Raw genomic sequence first — 18,608 nt, 5'->3', positions numbered from 1 at the left:
GGTCAGGCGCTCAGTACGCGGATCAGGCGCGCCACCGTCCCCGCCATCGCCTCCCGCCCCACGCTGAGGTACTTGCGGGAGTCGACGGCTTCGGGGTGGGCGGCGAGGAACTCCCGGATGGCGCCGGTCATCGCGATGTTCAGGGCGGTGCCGACGTTGACCTTGGCGATGCCGCCCGCGACGACCGCGGTCAGTTCGTCGTCCGGCACTCCGGAGGAGCCGTGCAGGACGAGCGGCACGCCGAGCGCAGCGGTCAGCCGCTTGAGGCGGTCGTGGTCGAGGGCGGCGGTGCGGGTGGTCATCGCGTGCGAGCTGCCGATCGCGACGGCAAGGGCGTCGACGCCGGAGTCAGCCACGAACGCACGGGCCTCGGCGGGGTCGGTGCGGGCGCCGGGCGCGTGCGCGTCGAGCGGCGGCTCACCGTTCTTGCCACCCACTGCCCCCAACTCGGCCTCGATCCACAGGCCTTGGGCGTGTGCCCAGTCGGCGGCGGCTCGGGTGGCGGCGAGGTTCTCCTCGTACGGCAGCCGGGCCGCGTCGTACATCACCGAGCTGAATCCGGCGGCTGCCGCCTGGCGGAGCAGTTCGTCGCTCTCGACGTGGTCGAGATGCAGCGCGACGGGCACCGAGGCACGTTCGGCGGCCGCGGCGGCGGCGCGGGCCAGTGGCAGCAGCCGTCCGTAGCGGAACTTCACGGCGTTCTCGCTGACCTGGAGGACGACGGGGGCGGCCACGGACTCGGCGCCCGCGATGACGGCCTCGACATGCTCCAGGGTGATGATGTTGAACGCGGCGACGGCGGTCCGCGCCCCGGCCGCGGCGGTGACCAGGTCACCGGTGGCTGCGAGTGGCACAACTCCTCCTTCTGGGTGCGCGGCCCGCCGGCTCAGCGGGCCGACGGGGCGAGGACGACCGAGCGGGTGAGGTGGCGCGGCCGGTCGGGGTCGAGTCCGCGGGCCGCGGCGACGGCGACCGCGAGCCGCTGGGCGCGGACGAGCTCGGCGAGCGGGTCGAGTTCACCCGCCACCCACCGTCCCCCCGTGGCCCGTACCTGCTCGGCCAGCCCTTCGGGGGCCTCGCCGAGCATCCAGGTGGCCGTGCCGGCGGTGGTGATGCTGATGGGCCCGTGCCGGTACTCCATCGCCGGGTACGCCTCGGTCCAGGCCAGGGAGGCCTCACGCATCTTGAGCCCGGCCTCGTTGGCGAGCCCGACGGTCCAGCCGCGGCCGAGGAAGGTGAACTGCGCGCAGTCGACCAGCCCTTCGGGCAGCGGGGTCGCGAGCGCGGTGCGCGCGTCGGCGACGACGGCGTCGGTGTGCAGTCCGAGGTGGGTGCGGAGCAGGGTGAGCGCGGTGGTCGCGAACCGGGTCTGCACCACGGAGCGTTCGTCCGCGAAGTCGAGCACGATGAGCTCGTCCGCGAGGTCCGTCACGGGGGTCGCGGGGTCGGCGGTGATCGCCGTCGTCCTGGTACGTCCGCGCAGCCGCCCGAGGAGTTCGAGCACCTCGGTGGTGGTGCCGGAGCGGGTGAGGGCGACCACATGGTCGTAGGAGCGGCTGCCTGGGAACTCCGAGGCGGCGAAGGCGTCCGTCTCGCCCTGCCCGGACCCTTCGCGCAGCGCGGCGGCGGCCTGCGCCATGAAGAAGGAGGTTCCGCAGCCCACGATCGCGACCCGCTCCCCCGCTTCCGGCAGTGCGCCGCCGTGCGCCTTGGCCTGCTCGGCGGCGCGGATCCAGCACTCGGGCTGGCTGTTCAACTCGTGCTCGACATGGGTCATGCCGTACCCCTCCCACTGACGTCCTCTATGCAAGATAGTGCAAGTTAAGGTCGACTTTCGAGCACAATCAAGCATTTCGACGTCGGAAATGCCAGGGAATGCGATACGCCGGGGGTGCGCTAGGGTCGCGAAGGATCGAGGAACGGAGTGTGCGGATGTCGCGCGACGCCCGCTGGAAGGCGCTGCTGGAACTGCTCGTGGAGCGGGGCCGGCTGGAAGTCGAGCAGGCCGCGGCCGAGCTGGAGGTGTCGCCCGCCACGATCCGGCGCGACTTCGACCAGCTCGCCGAGCAGCAGATGCTCGTACGCACCCGGGGTGGCGCGGTCGTCCACGGGGTGTCGTACGAACTGCCGCTGCGCTACAAGACCGCCCGGCACGCCTCGGAGAAACAGCGCATCGCGAAGGCGGTGGCGGATCTGGTCGCGCCCGGCGAGGCGGTGGGCCTGACCGGCGGCACGACCACCACCGAGGTGGCCCGCGCACTGGCGGTACGCCCCGATCTCGCCTCGGGGTCGCCCGCGCTGACCGTCGTGACGAACGCACTCAACATCGCGAGCGAACTGGCCGTGCGGCCCCAGTTCAAGATCGTGCTGACCGGCGGGGTGGCCCGCCCGCAGTCGTACGAGCTGGTCGGGCCGCTCGCGGACGGTGTGCTCAGCCAGATCACCATGGACGTCGCCGTGCTGGGCGTGGTCGCCTTCGACGTGACGCACGGGGCGGCCGCCCACGACGAGGCCGAGGCGGCGATCAACCGGCTGCTGTGCGAGCGCGCCGAGCGTGTGATCGTCGCCGCCGACTCCAGCAAGCTGGGCCGGCGCGCCTTCGCCCGGATCTGCGCGGCCGAGTCGGTGGACACACTGGTCACCGACTCGGCGGTGGACGAGGAGACCGTGCGGCGGTTCGCAGAGGCGGGGGTCGGGGTCGTCGCCGTCTGACGTCCCCGACCCCCGCCGGCTCGACGCCGGTTTCACGAACCCTTTCGGTTCGGCGCGGTGACCGTGAGCGTGCGGATGTCGCGGCTGGTGGCGGAGGCGTCGGGCGCGACGAGCCCCATCCTGGGGCCGCCCGGGCGGTGCACGACGACGCTGGGGAAGGCCGGTTCGGCCAGGGCGAGTTGCCCGGTGCCGGCGGCTTGCGGGTACATGCCGAGGCTCGCCCACACGGCCCAGGAGGACATCGCGCCGAGGTCGTCGTTGCCGACGAGGCCGTCGGGGCGGTCACTGAACAGGGTGGTCAGTGCGCGGCGGACGGTGTCGCGGGCGCGGTCGGGGCGGCCCGCGAAGTCGTACGCCCAAGGGGTGTCGAACGACGGCTCGTTGCCGAGGTAGGCGTAGGGCTGGGTGCCGCCGGCGTTGAGCTGGGTGAAGAAGGTGTCGAGGCGGGCGGTGACGGCGCCGTTCCCGCCCATCAGGGTGAAGAGGCCCGGCAGGTCGTGCGGGACCATCCAGGTGTACTGGGCGGCGTTCCCCTCGACGTACTCCTTCGTCTGCGCGGGGGTGAAGGCCGGCCAGGTGCCGTCGGCCGCGCGCGGCTGGAGGTAGCCGGTGGCGGGGTTGAAGAGGTTGCGCCAGTTCCTGGAGGCCTTCAGCAGGGTGTCGTAGGCGGCGGTGTCGCCCAGACGGTGGGCGAGCTGGGCCAACGCGTAGTCGGAAACGGCGTATTCGAGAGTCGTGGCCGCCGAGCCCCACACTCCCTTGGTGCCGGCGGGAATGTAGCCGAGGGCGTCGTACCGCTCGTGTCCGGGCCGCTGGCGCTTGTCCTTGCGGCCCGCCATGGCAGCGCGCAGCAGGCCTCGGGCGTCGAAGTCGGTGGCGCCGAAGGCGTACACGGCGGAGGCGATGACGGGCAGCGGGTCGCCGACCATGACGCCGGTGCCGCCGTTGGCGAGGGTCCAGCGGTCGAAGTAGCCCGCCTGGAGGCCCTGGTTGAGGACGGACTGCGCGATGTCGGAGGCTTCGTGCGGGGCCAGCAGGGCGAGCAGCTGGACCTGGGAGCGGTAGACGTCCCAGCCGGAGAAGTTCGCGTACTGGACGTGTCCTGCGGGGGTGGTGTGGATGCGGCCGTCCATGCCGGGGTAGCGGCCGTCGGCGTCGCTGAAGGCGCTGGGGTGCAGGAGCGAGTGGTACAGGGCGGTGTAGAAGACCCGGCGCTGGGTGTCGGTGCCGCCGCCGACACCGATGCGGCCGAGCCAGTCGTTCCAGCGGTCGCGGGCGGCCCGCCGGATCTGGTCGTACGGGTTCGTGTGCTGCTCTGCGGCGATGTTCCCGCGGGCGCCGTCGACGCTGACGAAGGAGACGCCGACGCGGACGGTCACCGTGCGGACATCGGGGCCGAAGGAGACCTGCGCGGCGCCCGGTCTGCCGTCGGGGTGGACGACGTGGGCGAAGGGGTGGTCGAACACGGCGTGGAAGTAGAGCCGGTAGCGGTTGGCGGACTTGCAGAAGCCGCCGCTGTCGGTGAACCCGGACAGGGTGTCGGTGCCGATGTCGACCGTTCCGGTCGCCGCGTTGAACGCCTTGCCCGCGTCGACGCTCAGCGCGGCGGGGCGGTCGTCGGTGGCCGGGTAGGTGAAGCGGGCGATGCCGGAGCGCTGGGTGGCGGTGAGTTCGCTGCCGATGCCGTTGTCGAAGGTGACCCGGTAGTTTCCGGGTGTCGCCCGCTCGTTGGCGTGCGAGAAGGTCGCCTGCCTGCTGGTGTCGCCGGCGAGCATCGGCATGAAGGGCACGTTGCCGTAGTCCCTGCAGCCGGCCCCGGAGATGTGGGTGAGGCTGAATCCTCGGATCCGGTTGTCCCTGTACGCGTACCCGCCGTGCTGGTAGGTCACCGTGTCCGGGCTCCACTGCACCCCGCCGAGGGGTGCGGTCGCGCCGGGGAAGGTGTTTCCGGCACCGCCGCCATGGCCGAAATCGGCCCCTCCGGGCGCGGTACCGACGAAGGGGTTCACGTACTGGGCCGGGTCGGCCACCGTGTCGTCCGCGGCGGCGGGTGCGGCCGGGGCGGACGACACGACGAGCACGGCGGCGCCGGCCAGCGCGGCCCGGCGGAAGGGGAATCGCAAGTGGGTCTCTCCGGGCTGTGGCGGCAGGGGCGACAGAGCATGAGGTCGACAGTCTCCCGGGGGATGTCGTCGCCTCCGCGCCGCCACGCCCGGAGATCACCCGCACGGCGGAGCGCCCGCTCTCACCCGACCGGCTCGTGCGACGCAACGGGCTCCACCTGCGCACCCTCCACAACCGGCCACCCTGCTATGCCCGAACACACGCGCCAACTGGCTAGACTACGCACCCTCGTGCATGTGATCCGGTCACGTCCGATCACAGCCGTTCCCGAAGGGTTTCGACGCTTGATAGCCATCGAAGATGTCAGCAAGCGATATGCCGACGGCACGGTGGCCGTCGATCGCCTGTCCCTCCAGATACCGAACCACTCGATCACCGTGCTCGTCGGGCCTTCGGGGTGCGGCAAGACCACCACACTGCGGATGATCAACCGCATGATCGAGCCCAGCAGCGGCACGATCCGCGTCAACGGCGAGGACATCCTCCGCAAGCCGGTCAACGCCCTGCGCCAGTCCATGGGTTACGTCATCCAGAACGCGGGGCTCTTCCAGCACCGCACGATCCTCGACAACATCGCCACGGTGCCGCGGCTGCTCGGCTGGTCCAAGCAGCGCGCCCGCGCCCGCGCGGCGGAACTGATGGAACGGGTGGGCCTGGACCCGGCCATGGCCCGCCGCTACCCCTACCAGCTCTCCGGCGGCCAGCAGCAGCGCGTCGGTGTCGCCCGCGCACTCGCCGCCGACCCGCCGATCCTGCTGATGGACGAGCCGTTCTCCGCCGTCGACCCGGTCGTCCGGCGCGGTCTACAGGAGGAGTTGCTGCGCATCCAGGGCGAACTGGGCAAGGCCATCGTGTTCGTCACCCACGACATGGACGAGGCCATCACGATCGGTGACCGTGTCGCCGTACTGCGCACCGGCGGCAAGCTCGCCCAGTTCGCCGCCCCCGACGAGCTGCTGTCGGCACCCGCCGACGCGTTCGTGGAGGAGTTCCTCGGCGGCGACCGGGGCATCCGCGGGCTGTCGTTCCTGTCCACCCGCGACCTCGAACTCGACCGCTCCCAGGTCTTCCCGGTCGGCAGCGACTGGCAGCAGCTCGCCGGGAGGTCGGGCGGCGCGGGACCGGTCCTGGTCACCGACGCGGACGGAAAGCCGCTGGGCTGGGCCGACCTGACGGTGTGGGCCGGTGACGTCCAGGCACTGGAGCCGTACGGGCAGGCCTTCGAGGTCGGCAAGGACTCGCTGCGGGTCGCGCTGGACCGGGCGGTGCTCTCGCCCACCGGTCAGGCGGTCGCCGTGGACGGGGCGGGACGCGTGCTGGGTCTCGCCGGGCAGGAGACGGTCGCCTCGGCGATCCGCGCGGCCAGGCAGCGCCGCGCCGCGGACTCCGAGGGCGTCTCCACGGTGAAGGCCGCGCGATGAACGGCTTCTTCGACATCCCGAGCGACCTCCAGAGCAGCTATTTCGGCCTGATCTCCACACACATGCAGGAGGCTCTGGTCCCGGTGCTCGTGGGTCTCCTGCTGGCGCTGCCGATCGGCCTGCTGTGCGTCCGCGTCAACTGGATCTATCCGCCGGTCCTCTGGATCACCACGGTGCTGTACGCGATCCCGTCGATCGCCTTCTTCGTGGTGCTCATCGACTACACCGGGCTGAGCAAGACCACCGTGATGATCCCGCTGACCCTCTACAGTCTGGTGGTTCTCGTCCCGGCGGTCGTCGACGGCGTCCGCTCGGTCCCCGAGGAGACGAACGCCGCCGCCGCGGCGATGGGCATCGGTTCGCTGCGGCGCTACCTCCAGGTCCAACTGCCCATCGCCGTACCCGCGATCATGGCCGGACTGCGCGTGGCGACCGCGTCCAGCATCAGTCTGGTCAGCGTCGGCTCGCTGATCGGCAACCAGGGGGCGCTCGGCAACCTGCTCACCACCGCGATGCTCTACCACCGCCCTCTCCTCGCCGTGAACTCGGTGGTCACCACCGCCGTTCTCGCGGTGCTGGTCGACGCCGTGCTCGTCCTGCTGCGCCGCGTGCTCACCCCCTGGCAGCCGGCCTCCGGCCGCAAGGCCGCACGCCGTACGTCCACGATCGCGGGCGCCGCCCGCACACCGGAGAGCGTCTCGTGAACGTACTCAACTTCATCCAGTCCTTCTTCTCCGACGGCTCCCACTGGCACGGGTACGACGGGATCCCGCAGCGTGTGTGGGAACACCTCCAGTACACCGCCGGGGCGCTCGCGATCGCCGCGGCCGTCGGCCTGCCCATCGGCCTGGTCACCGGACACACCGGCCGCGGCGGCAACGCGCTGGCCTTCGTTTCGGCGGGCGCCCGGGCGCTGCCCACCTTCGGGCTGCTGGTGCTGATGTTCGTCTGGCTCGGCCTCGGCATCGTGCCCGTGATGATCCCGCTCGTGGTGCTGGCGGTCCCGCCGATCCTCATCACCACGTACGAGGCGATCCGCACCCTGGATCCCTCCCCCGTCGACGCCGCCCGCGGAATGGGCATGCCGGAGGGGAAGGTCCTCTTCCAGGTCGAGGTGCCGGCGGCGCTGCCGCTGATCCTCAGCGGTCTGCGTTCGGCGGCGATCCAGATCGTGTCCACGGCGACCATCGCGGCCTATGTGAGCCTCGGCGGGGTCGGCCGTTACATCCTGGACGGCCTCTACCAGCGCAACTACGAGAAGGTGGTGGGCGGCGCGGCCCTCACCGCGATCCTCGCGCTGCTCGTGCTGGTGCTGTTCTGGGCCATCGCCCGGGTGGCGGTGTCCCCGGGGGTGCGCAGGCGCCGTACGGCCTGAGGAAAAGGGAAGAGGGGGGACGAGCCACAAGGCCCGTCCCCCCTCTTCCTTCGTTCACTGCTGCGCGGTCGCCAGGGCGTGTTCGAGGACGACGAGGAGCGCGTCCCGTACGGACCCGCGCTCACGGGCGTCGAACACGGTGAGCGGCACGTGGTCGCCGACGTCGAGGGCCCACCGTACGTCGTTCAGGTCGTGTTCGACCTTGCCGTCGAAGGCGTTGACGGCCACCGCGAAGGGGATCTCGCGGTGCTCGAAGTAGTCGACGGCCGCGTAGCAGTCGTCGAGCCGGCGGGTGTCGACGATGACGAGCCCGCCGAGGGCACCCTCGACCAGGTCGTCCCACATGAACCCGAAGCGCTCCTGGCCGGGGGTGCCGAACAGGTAGAGCTTCAGGGTCGGGTCGAGCGTGACACAGCCGAAGTCCATGGCGACGGTGGTCGTCATCTTCTCCGGGGTGTGGGAGAGGTCGTCGATGCCCGCGGCGACCGAGGTGATGGACGCCTCGGTGGTGAGCGGCTCGATTTCGGAGATGGCACCCACGGTGGTGGTCTTGCCCACGCCGAAGCCGCCCGCGATCACCATCTTCACCGGCATCGGCGGCCGGGGACCCTCGGTGTCAGCGCTCACGGATCGCGCCCCGGGAGTCGGGGATAGCTCGGAGACCATCGATAACCCTTCGCAATACGGTGGCGTCGCGGGCGGATTCGGCCTGCGGTGCGTACAAGGCCAGTTGACCGTCGGCGCGCAGATCGTCGGCGAGCACCCTGATCACATTCAAATGCATCCGCAGTTTCGCCGCGATCTCCGCCAGCGACTGCGGCTGGCGGCAGACCGTGATGATGTCGCGGTGCTGGTCGAAGACGAAGGCGTCCAGCGTGGCCAGACCGAGATCCGTCGCGACGACCTGCGTCTCGATCGGAATCGTCGGCACCAGACTGTCACCGCCGGCGATCCGCCCCGCGGTCAGCAGGAATGGCCTGACGATCGACGGGGGGTGCTCCGCTCCCCATGCGTCGTCGTCGGCGGCTGATGGCTCGCCGGCCGTCATCTCGTCCTCACCCTTCACCTCGCGGGTCGTCCCGGCCTTCGTGACGCCCCCGCCGACCGTCAACCGGTCGGCGCGATCCCCACGGTGTTCTTGAGCTCCATGACCAGTTGCGGGCTCAGAGCGGCACCGGCGCGGTTGGCGAAGAGGGTCATCTCGTACGCGATGTTCCCGAGCTTCGCCTCCTTGGAGGCGACCACGCCGAGCACCGCGCCCGCGCCGAGCGCGGACACCAGGACGTGCCCTTCCTCCAGGTCGATGATGACCTTGTTGAGCCCGCCGAGGCCGTAGTTGCCGGACGCGCCCATGGCGAGGCTGGTGATCCCGGAGACGATGGCCGCGAGCCGCTCCGAGTCCGCCTTGCCGCGTAGTTGGGACACCGCGATCAACAGACCGTCGGAGGACACCCCGATCACGTCGACGACGCCGGCGGTCTCGGTGGCGAAACGATTGAGCAGCCAATTGAAGTCGGCAGCGGCGGCCTTCACGTCCGTCGCCTGTTCCACGGCCGCGGACTCCGGTCCACCTGTCCACATGGTCACTTGCTCATGCCTTCCGGGAATGAGGGTCTGTTGTTCTCTGTGCTGGAATCGCCAGAGGTGTCGGGACGGCCCCCTGAACGGGCCGACCCGAAGCCGGTACCACGGACCTCTGTCGCGCTCTCGCGCTCGGCCCGCAGGACGGCTTCCTCGAACTCGTCGATCTCGGATCGTGCCGCTTCCGCGTCGGCGGTCTGCCAGGCGGGCGGCCGTGGGTTGGTGATGGTCTGTTTGGGCAGCCGGGTCGAGGCGGTGGTGGCCTGCAGGGTCGCGCCGCGCACCCGCCGCCTGAGCGGACTGGGGCCGCCCTCGCCCGGTCGCGCCGGGGCGCTGCCGGGTGCCGACGGGGCCGTACCGGAGCCGCGCGCGGTGCTCGCGCCGCGGGGCGGCTGGCCGAGACCGCCGCTCATGCCGGTGTTCGGGCCGCGCGGCGGCTGCCCCGCCGCACTCCCCGGGCCGGTGCTCGCGCCACGTGACCTCTGCACGAGCCCGCTGTCCATGCCGCCGCCCCCGGCGCGCGACGGCCGGCCGTGTCCGCTCTCCATGCCGGTGCCGGTGCCACGCTGGTGACCCGGGCCGCCGACCGCGTCCTGAGGCGTGCCTCGTCCCGCTGTCTCGCGCTCCGCGGGCTGCGCCGCCCCCGGAGTCCTGGTGCCCGGTGTGCCGCCCGGCCTGGGCCGGGAGGCGCCGGGGCCGCCGTAGCCACCCATGGCGCCATCGCCCGTCGGTTCCTGACGGCCCGTGTGGCCGTCCACTCCCCGGCTGCGCGCGGGGATCCTGCGGGGCAGGGACGAGGGACCGGGTTCCGGGTCGACCGCCGCGGGGCGCGGTTCGGTCCCGCCGGGGCGGCGTGGCGGCGGCAGGATGTGCGGGGCCCTGGCCGCGGCCCCCGTGGGGTCGGCGAGCAGCAGATGGGAGCCGGGCACCGCGACGGTGACGGTGACGCCGCCGCCCGGGGTGCGGGTCAGGACGACCTCGATGCCCCAGCGCCGGGACAGACCGCCGACCACGAAGAGGCCGAGGACCTCGGTCGGGGCCAGGTCGAGCCGTTCGCGGCGGATCAGGCGGGCGTTCTCCTCCTCCAGCCGCTCGGCGCTCATCCCGAGCCCGTGGTCGATGATCTCGATCAGCGCGCCGCCACCGGAGCCGTGCCGGGGCCGCAGGACGACTTCGACGCTGCTGGACGCCGGGGAGAACGTCACCGCGTTCTCCAGCAGTTCGGCGAGCATCAGCGTGAGGTCGCCGACGATGTCGGGGGCGACGGTGACATCGCCCTCGGCGTGCGGGGTGACCCGCTGGTAGCCCTCGATCTGGCCGAGCGCGGCGCGGACGATGTTGCTGAGCCGCATGGGCCCGGTGTTGAGGCCCGTCTCGCGGATGCCGGCGAGCAGCATCAGGCTGTCGGCGTTGCGCTGAAGGCGTACCGCGATGTGGTCGATGCGGTAGAGCCGGTCCAGTACCTCCGGGTCGGTCTCGCCGCGCTCCACCGAGTCGATCAGCGCGAGCTGACGAGCGGTCAGGTTGCTGACGCGGTGGCCGACGTTGCCGAACATCTCGGCGATGTTGCGGCGGCTGATGACCTGGCGCTCCAGCAGGGCGGTCGCGGTGACCTGCACCTGGTTGAAGGCTTCGGCGAGTTCGCCGAGTTCGTCGCGGACCGGCACGGGTACGGCTTCCAGGCGCGGCGGGCTCGCGTCGTCGGCGTCGTCGTCGGCGACCCGGGCGAGCTCGGTCTCGGCCGCGTCGGCCACGTGCTGGGCCGCCTCGGTGAGGCTCCGCACGGTCCGCACCACGGAGCGGCGCACCAGCACGGAGAACAGGATCCAGGCCGCGAAGGCGGCGAGGTTGGCGGCCACCAGCCACAGCACCTGCCACCAGGCGTCGCTGGACGCCTTCTGGGTGTCGGCGGCGATCTGGTGGATGAGCGACTCGGTGATCTTCAGCCGGTTCTCCGCCTGACGCTGGTACGTCGGGTCGGCGGCCAGGGCGTCGTCGAGCGCGGCGCGCAGCTGCGAGGCGTTCCCCGCGACCAGACCACTGGGGTCGACCTGCAGCGCGGCGTAGTGCTGGGCGACGACGCTCTGGTACGGGCTGTGCTCGATCGCGGCGAGTTGGGCGCCCTGTTCCTGGCTGGCGAACCGGGTGAAACGCTCGGCCTGGTAGGTGTACTGCTCGTAGTCGCCGACGGCGCCGGTGTACTCGATGAGCGCGTTGGGGTCCCGGGTCCGGGCCGCGAACACGCTGGTCTCGAAGGAGGCGTGGGCGGTGTCGGCGCGCAGCAGCGCGTCCAGCAGATTGCCCGCGGACTCCGAGGACTCGCCGCCCGACTGACCGAGCCCGAGGCCGTTGATGAGGCCCTCGATGACCGATCCGTACGCCGGGTCGATGTTGTCGGCGGGGATCGGGCCCTCTTCGATGGTCTTGCGGAGGCTGTCGAGGCCCTCCAGCTCCTTGAGCGCCTGGGCCTCGGCGTCGGGCAGCCGGCCCCCGTAGGTGGACCGCACGGCCTCCGCCTGGGCGGTGACCTTCTGCTGCGCCTGGAGGAAGGCGGAGGTGCCCGGCGCCTTGTCGCCGGAGCGGGCGGCCTCGTAGCGCAGGGAGACGAGGAGCGCCTGCCGGTGCTCGGTCTGTACGCCGTCGATGAGCTTGGTGACCTGCGCACTGTCCCGAACGAGCTGGGCGGTGGAGGCGGCGGAACGGGCCGAGTCGATCTCGGCGTACACGACATAGGCGATCATCGCCGAAACGACGGCGAGTGGGACAATCACCAGGACGTTGAGTTTCCTGCGGAAAGGCCAACGGTCCAGGAGGGAAGGCGTCCGGCCTATTCGGGGAGCCGTGGTCTGCGGCCCCCGGGCGGCTTTCCTGTGCGCGGGCACCAAACCTCCTTGACTTCATTCCCAATTGGAAGCCCGCAGCCCGGGCTGCGTGAACGTGGGTCATGTCAGCACGCTCGGGCCGAGCAAGTGGAACCAGGTCCCCCGACTCGGCCAACATTAGCGGCTGCCGCAAGAGTACGGCCATGATCAACCAAAAACTGACATGACGATACGTCGGATTCGATCCCGTTTCGGTCAGGTTGCGCCCACGCGGCGAAGCCGTGTGGTCTCCATCGGTGATCTATTCGTGTCTTGACGGTGCGTTACTGGGCTCGATTGGATCGTCATCACGCCATGCCTTCCGGCCGCCGACCGCCCATGCACAAGTCTGGATGACCAACGTGACCCACGCCAGAAGCACCAGAACGACCGCAACGTACGCCGTATCCCTGCTGGTTGTGGCCGCGGCCGCCCTCACGGGCTGCGGTTCCTCCGACAACTCCGACAGCAAGGACCCGCTGAAGGGCGACACCGCCAAGGGCGGCACGGTCGTGGTCGGCTCCAACAACTTCCCCGAGAGCATCCTGCTCGCCGACATCTACGGTGAGGCCCTGAAGGCCAAGGGCATCAAGGTCAGTTACAAGTTGAACATCGGCAGCCGCGAGACCACCTACGGCCTGATCAAGAACGGCACGATCACCGTCCTGCCCGAGTACAACGGCGCGCTGCTGGCCTATCTGAACGCCAAGGCGGCCCCGACCACGGTCGCGGACACCAGCAAGGCCATCACGGCCGCGCTCGATTCCAAGCTGACCCTGCTCGAGCCCTCCAAGGCGGAGGACAAGGACGCGATCGCGGTCAACGAGGCGACCGCCAAGAAGTACAAGCTCACGACCTCGTCGACGATCGCCGACCTCTCCGCCTCGGCCAAGGACGTGGTCATCGGGGGATCACCGGAGTTCCAGACGCGCAAGCAGGGATTGGTGGGCCTCAAGTCCGAATACGGCCTCGAATTCAAGTCGTTCAAGGCTCTGGACGCGGGTGGGCCGTTGACCGTGGCGGCCCTCAAGGGCAACAACATTCAGGCCGCAGATATCTTCACGACCGACCCCGGAATCACCAAGAACAAGTTCGTGGTCCTTCAAGACCCGAAGAATCTCTTCGGTTTTGAGAACGTGACGCCGCTGGCCTACAAGAGCGGTCTCTCCGCCGCCGGAGTTTCCGCGCTCAACGCCGTATCGGCGAAGCTCGACACGGACACCCTGGTCAAGCTCAACGCCCAGGTGCAGAACGACAACAAGGACCCGCTGGACGTGGCCAAGAGCTGGCTGTCGACCGCCGGGCTGTAGTTCTGACGGCGGCGCGCAGGCCGGAGCGGGAGTCCGCCGCTCCGGCTTTTGCCGTGCCGCCGGGTCGCCGAGGCACGACGGTTCGCTCGTCCGTCGCGAGATCACCGACGCCCGCCGACTGATCTCCTCATCAGTTCTGAAGAGGTCGCGGATAGGATGAGCGCATGCCCGATCAAGCCGCTGACCAGCCCGCCAACCGCTTCGAACGCAGGCGCGCCCGGACCCGCCATGCCCTGATCACCGCCGCCCAGCGGATCCTGGCCGAGCAGGGCACGAGCGAGGTCAGCATCCAGCAGATCGCCGAGCGTGCCGACGTCGGGTTCGGCTCCTTCTACAACCACTTCCAGACGAAGGCGGAGCTCTTCGAGGCGGCGGTCGTCGACGCGCTGGAGGAGTACGGCAAGCTGATCGACTCGATCACCGGCGACCTGGACGACCCCGCCGAGGTGTTCGCGGTGAGCGTCCGGCTGACCTTCCGGCTCGCCGACACCCACCCGGAACTCACCCGCGTCCTGCGCTACGGCGGCCTCCCCTACATCCACGCCGATTTCGGCCTGGGCCCCCGAGCCCTGCGGGACATCGAGAAGGGCAACGCCTCCGGCCGCTTCCAGGTGGACAGTCCCCTCGTCGCCCTCAGTGCCGTCGGCGGCTCCCTCCTCGGGCTGCTCCAGCTGAAGTCGTCCGCCAAGTCCGAGCAGTCGGGCCCCGGCGCCGACGAGGAGATGGCCGAACTCATCCTGCGCATGCTGGGCCTGACCCCCGAGGAGGCCCACGAGGTCGCCCGGCGCCCACTGCCGGTCGCTCGGCCGGACAGGTCCTGAGGCAACCTCGTAGGCTCGCGGGCGCCTCAGGGGCGCTCGGTCAGGAACCGGTCGATGGTCGAGGTGAGTTCCTCGGGCTTCTCCACCGGGAGTTCGTGGCCGGCGTCCAGGATGCGCACCTCCGCGTCCGGGTACGCCTTCGCCATCCGCAGCATCTGGGAGACGGGCAGCTGGATGTCGTAGTAGCCGTGGATCAAGAGGGTGGGGACACGGATCTCCCCGACCCGGTCGAGGACGTCGAAGGACCGCATCGCGCCGTAGCAGGTCATGACCACCTCCCGCGGTGTGTCCGCGGAGGTCCGGATGTACTCCTTGATCTCCTCGCGCGGGTAACCGGGGGCGAAGGCCCGCTGGATGTTGGCGGCGACGAACAGCTTGAACGGCACCCGCGTGGACACCGCCATCAGCAGGCCCCTCCCCCGGCTGTACGTCATCCGGCTGATCGAGTTCACCAGGACCATGCGCTCGATCCGCTCGGGGTGGCCCAGCGTCAGGGTCTGCGCGATCATCCCGCCCATCGAGTGGCCTACGGGGACGAACCGGTCGACCTTCAGGTGATCGAGGACGGCGAGGACGTCCCCTGCCAGCTCCCCGATGCTCCGCCGTCCCGACCCGTCGCTCTCGCCGTGGCCGCGCAGATCGACACGTATGACCCGCCGCGTGGCGGAGAAGTGAGCCAGCTGGTGGTCCCAGCGGTGCCGGTTGGCGGTCCAGCCGTGGATGAACACCAGGGGCGCGCCCGCACCGTCGCGGGGGCCCTCGTCGTCGTACGTCAGTCTGGCGCCGTCGACTTCGAGCTGCGGCATGGGTGGCCTCCTGCGGTGCGGTCCGGTTACTGACGGGTACGGTAACCGGCCGCCCGGGCCACCGTCACCGTCGTTCGCCGAGGAATTCGAGGATGTGTCCGAACACGTCGAGGGCGGCGCCCCGGCCGAGGAACGTGTCCAGGTGGCCGTAGCCGGGAATCTCGGTGTACGCGACGTCCAACTGCGGCTGTCTGCGGGCGAGTACGTCGTGACAGAGCTTCTGGGAGTCGAGCCACAGACCGTTCTCGCTGCCGGCGAGCAGCAGGACGGGGGTGTCGATACGGGCCGCCGCGTCCAGCGCGTTCTGCGGCAGCGCCCGGTAGCGGTGGTCGCCGTCGTGCCAGCGCACCACGGTGCGGGCCAGCTCGATGCGGCGCAGATGCGGCAGGATCCACAGCGGGGCGGGGCCCAGCAGCTCGGCGAGCCGGTGGTGGGTGGCCTCGGACAGGTGCTCGTGCACGAACAGCGAGGCGCCCGTCCCCCACGCCGAGTTGTGCAGGATCTGGCAGGTCGGATCCGGGCAGCTCGCCCCGCGGGAGGCGAGGGCGAACAGGGGGGTGTACTTCGACCACAGGCCGGCCTTGCGGATGTCGACCGGTATGTGATCGATGCGGGACCTGAGCAACTCCCCCGCCAGCGACATGCGCAGCGAGGTGCGGCCCGCGAGCTTCGGCGTCAGGAACACGCCCTGGGACACCACCCCCGCGAGGCCCGGGACCAGCCCGGCCGTCATGCTGAGCGACAGCGTGAGGGAGCCGACGCAGTGGGCGACCACGAACAGCGGCCGGTCGCCGATGCGGCGGCGGACGTGGGAGACGGCCGCGGGGATGTCGTACAGGGCGACGTCGTCGTACGTGTACCTCTGGCCGGTCTCGTTGTACGGCAGGCGGCAGCTGCCCCGCCAGTCGAGCAGCCACGGCTCGTAGCCGTCGTCGAGCAGGACGTCGACCAGGTTGCGGGTCTCGGGCAGCAGGAACATGTCGGCGGACGCGGTGTGCCCGTGCAGGAGCAGCACGGCGGGGCGGTCGGTGTCGCCGCTGTCGACGCGGGTCAGCCCGAGGCGTACGCCGTCGTCGGCACGGAAGGGGATCTCCTCGACCCGCGCCGGGTCGAGGCGGTGGCGGAGGGGGCGCAGGGTCGTGGTGCTCCTGACCTTGCGGAGCGTCGGCCTGGTGCGGGAGTCGGTGCTCCGGAGGATCATCGGTGGTGCTCCGAGGGGGTCGGGGTGCGGCGCAGGTCGAGGAGGTCGGCGGCGGCCCGGGCGAACGGGCCGAGCAGACCGCGGCCCATCTCCAGGCCGAACCAGGCGAGCCAGGTCAGCTTGGCGGCCCGCTTCTCCTGGCTGGTCAGGCGCGGGTCGACCTTGATGCCGTCGACCTGGTCGCGCAGATAGGTGTCGGCGGGCACGACGAGCTCGCCGGCCAGGGCCGCCGGTGCGCCCTCGCGGCCGATCTCGACGGTGAGTGCCCGCGTCTGGCGCCACACGTCACGACGGGCCCGGGCGTACTTGTGACCCTCCAGCCACCAGCGGCCACCGTCCGCGTCACACAGCGCCAGCCGGTAGCTGAGGAGCCGGTGGCGCATACCGTGTCGCTGCGGGATGCCCTCCTCTGGCCGGATCCAGACGTCGCCGCGCTCGACGACCAGCGGTTCGGGATGCACCGCCGCGCACGTCAACTCGCCGGTGACATCGACCCGGCGCTCCTTCACCAGCTGGTACATGCTCGCGAGGGAGAGGGTGAGCGCCATCGAGCAAGGAGTGTCGGCGGGGGCTCCGACCGGACCGACACCACCCTCGGTCGTCTCGGAGAACCACAGGTAGGGCTGGTCGTCCTTGTGCGGCAGCCGGGCCAACCCGTCCTGGGCGAGCCGCTCGAACGTCCTCAGCTGGGCCTGTGCGTCGTAGCGGGCGGCGGGCCGCAACCCGAGCGCCTCGACGAGCGCGGCGGTGCGCTCGGCGGTCGCCACCGGACCCTTCAGCGTCGCCTCGCACAGTCTGAGCGCGGTGGGGCTCTGCAACACCCTCGTGAGGAAGGCAAGTTCGGGCACCGGTTCGGCTTCCAGCCGGGCCAGGGCATCGGTCCGCCACTCGTCCCAGTCCTGTACGCGTACGTGCATCCCGCCGAGCGCCATGTCCCGTACGACGTCGTCGAGGGTGTTGGATACGCCCGTCAGGTTGTAGTCGTAGCCCCACGCGTCGGGTTCGCAGACGACGCCGACCGCGACCCGGCTCACCCAGTCCACCGGGGCCGCGTTCAGGTGGTTGAAGGCGGGGACCGTGCGGAAGCGGCCGAAGGCCGAGAGGAGACCGCTGCTGAGGTCCTGCGGGTTGTAGGCGCCCGTCCTCGTGTGGCCGCCGATGCCGCCGGGGCGCAGGGCCGTGACGATCAGGCCGTGGTCACGGGCCCGTCGCAGGGCGACCTCCGCCGCCCACTTCGTCTGGTCGTAGCCCGCGACGAGGCGGTCGACGTGGGCGAGCGGGTCGTCCTCGCCCATCGCGGTGATGCCGACCTCGTTGAAGACCGCGATGGAGGAGATGTGGTGCAGCGGCTTCGGCCGGCCGGTCGCCGCGAGCTCGGCGAGGGTCAGCGAGCCGATGACGTTACTCTGCCGCAGCGACTGGTAGCCGCGCAGGAAGTCCACGGCCGCCGCCACGCCGACGACGCTGTCCAGCTCGTGGGTGAGCGTGGTCCACAGTTCGTCGGACAGGCCCAGGTGCGGGCGCCTGATGTCGCCGGGGAGCACGGTCACCCGGCGGCGGACCTCCGACGACCAGGGCAGCTCGTACCTCTTGAGCGCCTCACCGAGCCGCCCGAGGGCCGCCTCCTCGTCGGCGGCGCGGACCAGGCAGTAGACATGGGCGTCGCTGTGCCGCAGCAGGTCGAGGAGCATATGGCTGCCGAGGAACCCGGTGGCGCCGGTCAGCAGGATCCGACGCGGCGGCAGTGGCTCGGGGTCGCCGGTCCAGGGCAGCCGGTCGGCGAGCGCCAGGTCGGCCAGGATCTGGTCGAGGTCCTCGGGCCGGGCCCTGGAGTCCGGGGCCGGGGGGACGGGCACCGCGGGGGCGGTGCGGGGGGCCGGGACGGGGAAGGTGCGAGCCGCCTCGGACGTCCGCGTTTCCGAGGCGGTCGGCGCCGAGAGGGTGGCCGTGGTGTGTGCGGTGGACAGCCAACGGTGGGCGAGGCTGGTCGGGCGGGCGTCGGCGAAGACGTCGTCGAGGGCGATCTCCATGCCCAGCTCGTCCTCCAGTGCCGCGACGAGTTCCACCGCGCCCACCGAGGTGCCCCCGGCGTCGAAGAAGTCGGCGTCGGGCGTCAGATGCCCCTCGGGCAGGTGACGGCCGGCCACGGCGGCGACGGCGGCCGCCAGACCCTCCACGTCCGGGACCACTTCCGGAACCACTGCCGCCTGCGCGGCCACGTCGGTACCGGCCGGCGTGGGCGCCGCGGCCGTCCTCACCTTGGCCAGCAGGGCGTCCACGCTCAGCCCGCCGCCATCCCCCCGCTCGATCGCCTCGGCCGTCGCCCGCTGTCCGGCGTACGCCGACGCGTCCTCGTTCACATCACGCATGAGAGTCCTTCACCCCGTGGTCGTCCT

16 protein-coding genes are annotated in these 18,608 nt (G+C 71.0%); 6 read left to right on the top strand and 10 right to left on the bottom strand.

Annotated elements, in window-relative coordinates:
* Positions 1 to 2: 2 nt before the first annotated feature.
* A complete protein-coding gene (locus SMIR_RS35635) occupies positions 3 to 854 on the bottom strand; it encodes a class II fructose-bisphosphate aldolase (protein ID WP_212727865.1) in 852 nt (283 codons plus the stop codon).
* A 32-nt stretch (positions 855 to 886) separates the two neighbouring features.
* The gene (locus SMIR_RS35630) at positions 887 to 1,777 is read right to left on the bottom strand and encodes an SIS domain-containing protein (protein WP_212727864.1); all 891 of its coding nucleotides are present in this window, start codon (positions 1,775 to 1,777) and stop codon (positions 887 to 889) included.
* 155 nt (positions 1,778 to 1,932) lie between these two features.
* Here SMIR_RS35630 and SMIR_RS35625 point away from each other — a divergent pair, with 155 nt between their 5' ends.
* Positions 1,933 to 2,712: a DeoR/GlpR family DNA-binding transcription regulator gene (locus SMIR_RS35625; protein ID WP_168489589.1), complete on the top strand. Its 780-nt coding sequence runs from the start codon at positions 1,933 to 1,935 to the stop codon at positions 2,710 to 2,712.
* A 32-nt stretch (positions 2,713 to 2,744) separates the two neighbouring features.
* Here SMIR_RS35625 and SMIR_RS35620 read toward each other — a convergent pair whose 3' ends face one another.
* Complete coding sequence (locus SMIR_RS35620) at positions 2,745 to 4,835, bottom strand: GH92 family glycosyl hydrolase (protein WP_212727863.1); 2,091 nt, start codon at positions 4,833 to 4,835, stop codon at positions 2,745 to 2,747.
* A gap of 285 nt (positions 4,836 to 5,120) precedes the next feature.
* Between SMIR_RS35620 and SMIR_RS35615 the strand changes: the two genes are divergently transcribed.
* The 3 genes from SMIR_RS35615 to SMIR_RS35605 are packed head-to-tail and all read left to right on the top strand — an operon-like array spanning position 5,121 to position 7,632.
* A complete protein-coding gene (locus tag SMIR_RS35615; protein ID WP_168489591.1) occupies positions 5,121 to 6,257 on the top strand; it encodes an ABC transporter ATP-binding protein in 1,137 nt (378 codons plus the stop codon).
* Complete coding sequence (locus SMIR_RS35610) at positions 6,254 to 6,961, top strand: ABC transporter permease (RefSeq protein WP_168489592.1); 708 nt, start codon at positions 6,254 to 6,256, stop codon at positions 6,959 to 6,961. The genes SMIR_RS35615 and SMIR_RS35610 overlap by 4 nt, the downstream gene beginning before the upstream one ends.
* Positions 6,958 to 7,632 (top strand): ABC transporter permease, encoded by a 675-nt coding sequence (locus SMIR_RS35605; protein ID WP_075025595.1) that lies wholly within the window; start codon positions 6,958 to 6,960, stop codon positions 7,630 to 7,632. The genes SMIR_RS35610 and SMIR_RS35605 overlap by 4 nt, the downstream gene beginning before the upstream one ends.
* A gap of 54 nt (positions 7,633 to 7,686) precedes the next feature.
* Here the strand turns inward: SMIR_RS35605 and SMIR_RS35600 are convergent, their stop codons facing one another.
* The 4 genes from SMIR_RS35600 to SMIR_RS35585 are packed head-to-tail and all read right to left on the bottom strand — an operon-like array spanning position 7,687 to position 11,984.
* The gene (locus SMIR_RS35600; protein WP_054228753.1) at positions 7,687 to 8,298 is read right to left on the bottom strand and encodes a GTP-binding protein; all 612 of its coding nucleotides are present in this window, start codon (positions 8,296 to 8,298) and stop codon (positions 7,687 to 7,689) included.
* The gene (locus SMIR_RS35595) at positions 8,249 to 8,680 is read right to left on the bottom strand and encodes a DUF742 domain-containing protein (RefSeq protein ID WP_060898551.1); all 432 of its coding nucleotides are present in this window, start codon (positions 8,678 to 8,680) and stop codon (positions 8,249 to 8,251) included. Before SMIR_RS35595 ends, SMIR_RS35600 begins: the two co-directional genes overlap by 50 nt.
* 59 nt (positions 8,681 to 8,739) lie before the next feature.
* Positions 8,740 to 9,213 carry a roadblock/LC7 domain-containing protein gene (locus SMIR_RS35590; protein WP_054228754.1) on the bottom strand — a complete coding sequence of 158 codons (474 nt, stop codon included), beginning with the start codon at positions 9,211 to 9,213 and terminating at the stop codon, positions 8,740 to 8,742.
* A 2-nt stretch (positions 9,214 to 9,215) separates the two neighbouring features.
* The gene (locus tag SMIR_RS35585; protein ID WP_249938518.1) at positions 9,216 to 11,984 is read right to left on the bottom strand and encodes a sensor histidine kinase; all 2,769 of its coding nucleotides are present in this window, start codon (positions 11,982 to 11,984) and stop codon (positions 9,216 to 9,218) included.
* A gap of 443 nt (positions 11,985 to 12,427) precedes the next feature.
* On the opposite strand from SMIR_RS35585, the gene SMIR_RS35580 reads away from it, so the two are divergent.
* A complete protein-coding gene (locus SMIR_RS35580; protein ID WP_168489593.1) occupies positions 12,428 to 13,384 on the top strand; it encodes an ABC transporter substrate-binding protein in 957 nt (318 codons plus the stop codon).
* A 164-nt stretch (positions 13,385 to 13,548) separates the two neighbouring features.
* Positions 13,549 to 14,205 (top strand): TetR/AcrR family transcriptional regulator, encoded by a 657-nt coding sequence (locus SMIR_RS35575; RefSeq protein WP_212727862.1) that lies wholly within the window; start codon positions 13,549 to 13,551, stop codon positions 14,203 to 14,205.
* Positions 14,206 to 14,231: 26 nt separating this feature from the next.
* Here the strand turns inward: SMIR_RS35575 and SMIR_RS35570 are convergent, their stop codons facing one another.
* From SMIR_RS35570 to SMIR_RS35560, 3 genes are all read right to left on the bottom strand, one after another.
* The gene (locus tag SMIR_RS35570; protein WP_212727861.1) at positions 14,232 to 15,011 is read right to left on the bottom strand and encodes an alpha/beta fold hydrolase; all 780 of its coding nucleotides are present in this window, start codon (positions 15,009 to 15,011) and stop codon (positions 14,232 to 14,234) included.
* A 64-nt stretch (positions 15,012 to 15,075) separates the two neighbouring features.
* On the bottom strand, positions 15,076 to 16,212 hold the full coding sequence (locus SMIR_RS35565) for an alpha/beta hydrolase (protein WP_168489596.1): 1,137 nt from the start codon (positions 16,210 to 16,212) through the stop codon (positions 15,076 to 15,078).
* Positions 16,209 to 18,581: a thioester reductase domain-containing protein gene (locus tag SMIR_RS35560; RefSeq protein ID WP_212727860.1), complete on the bottom strand. Its 2,373-nt coding sequence runs from the start codon at positions 18,579 to 18,581 to the stop codon at positions 16,209 to 16,211. The genes SMIR_RS35565 and SMIR_RS35560 overlap by 4 nt, the downstream gene beginning before the upstream one ends.
* Positions 18,582 to 18,608 lie beyond the last annotated feature (27 nt).

This window comes from Streptomyces mirabilis, assembly GCF_018310535.1.
Classification (GTDB): Bacteria; Actinomycetota; Actinomycetes; order Streptomycetales; family Streptomycetaceae; genus Streptomyces.
The sequence above is the reverse complement of the archived record's forward strand: the minus strand, read 5'-3'. Positions and strand labels throughout refer to the sequence as shown.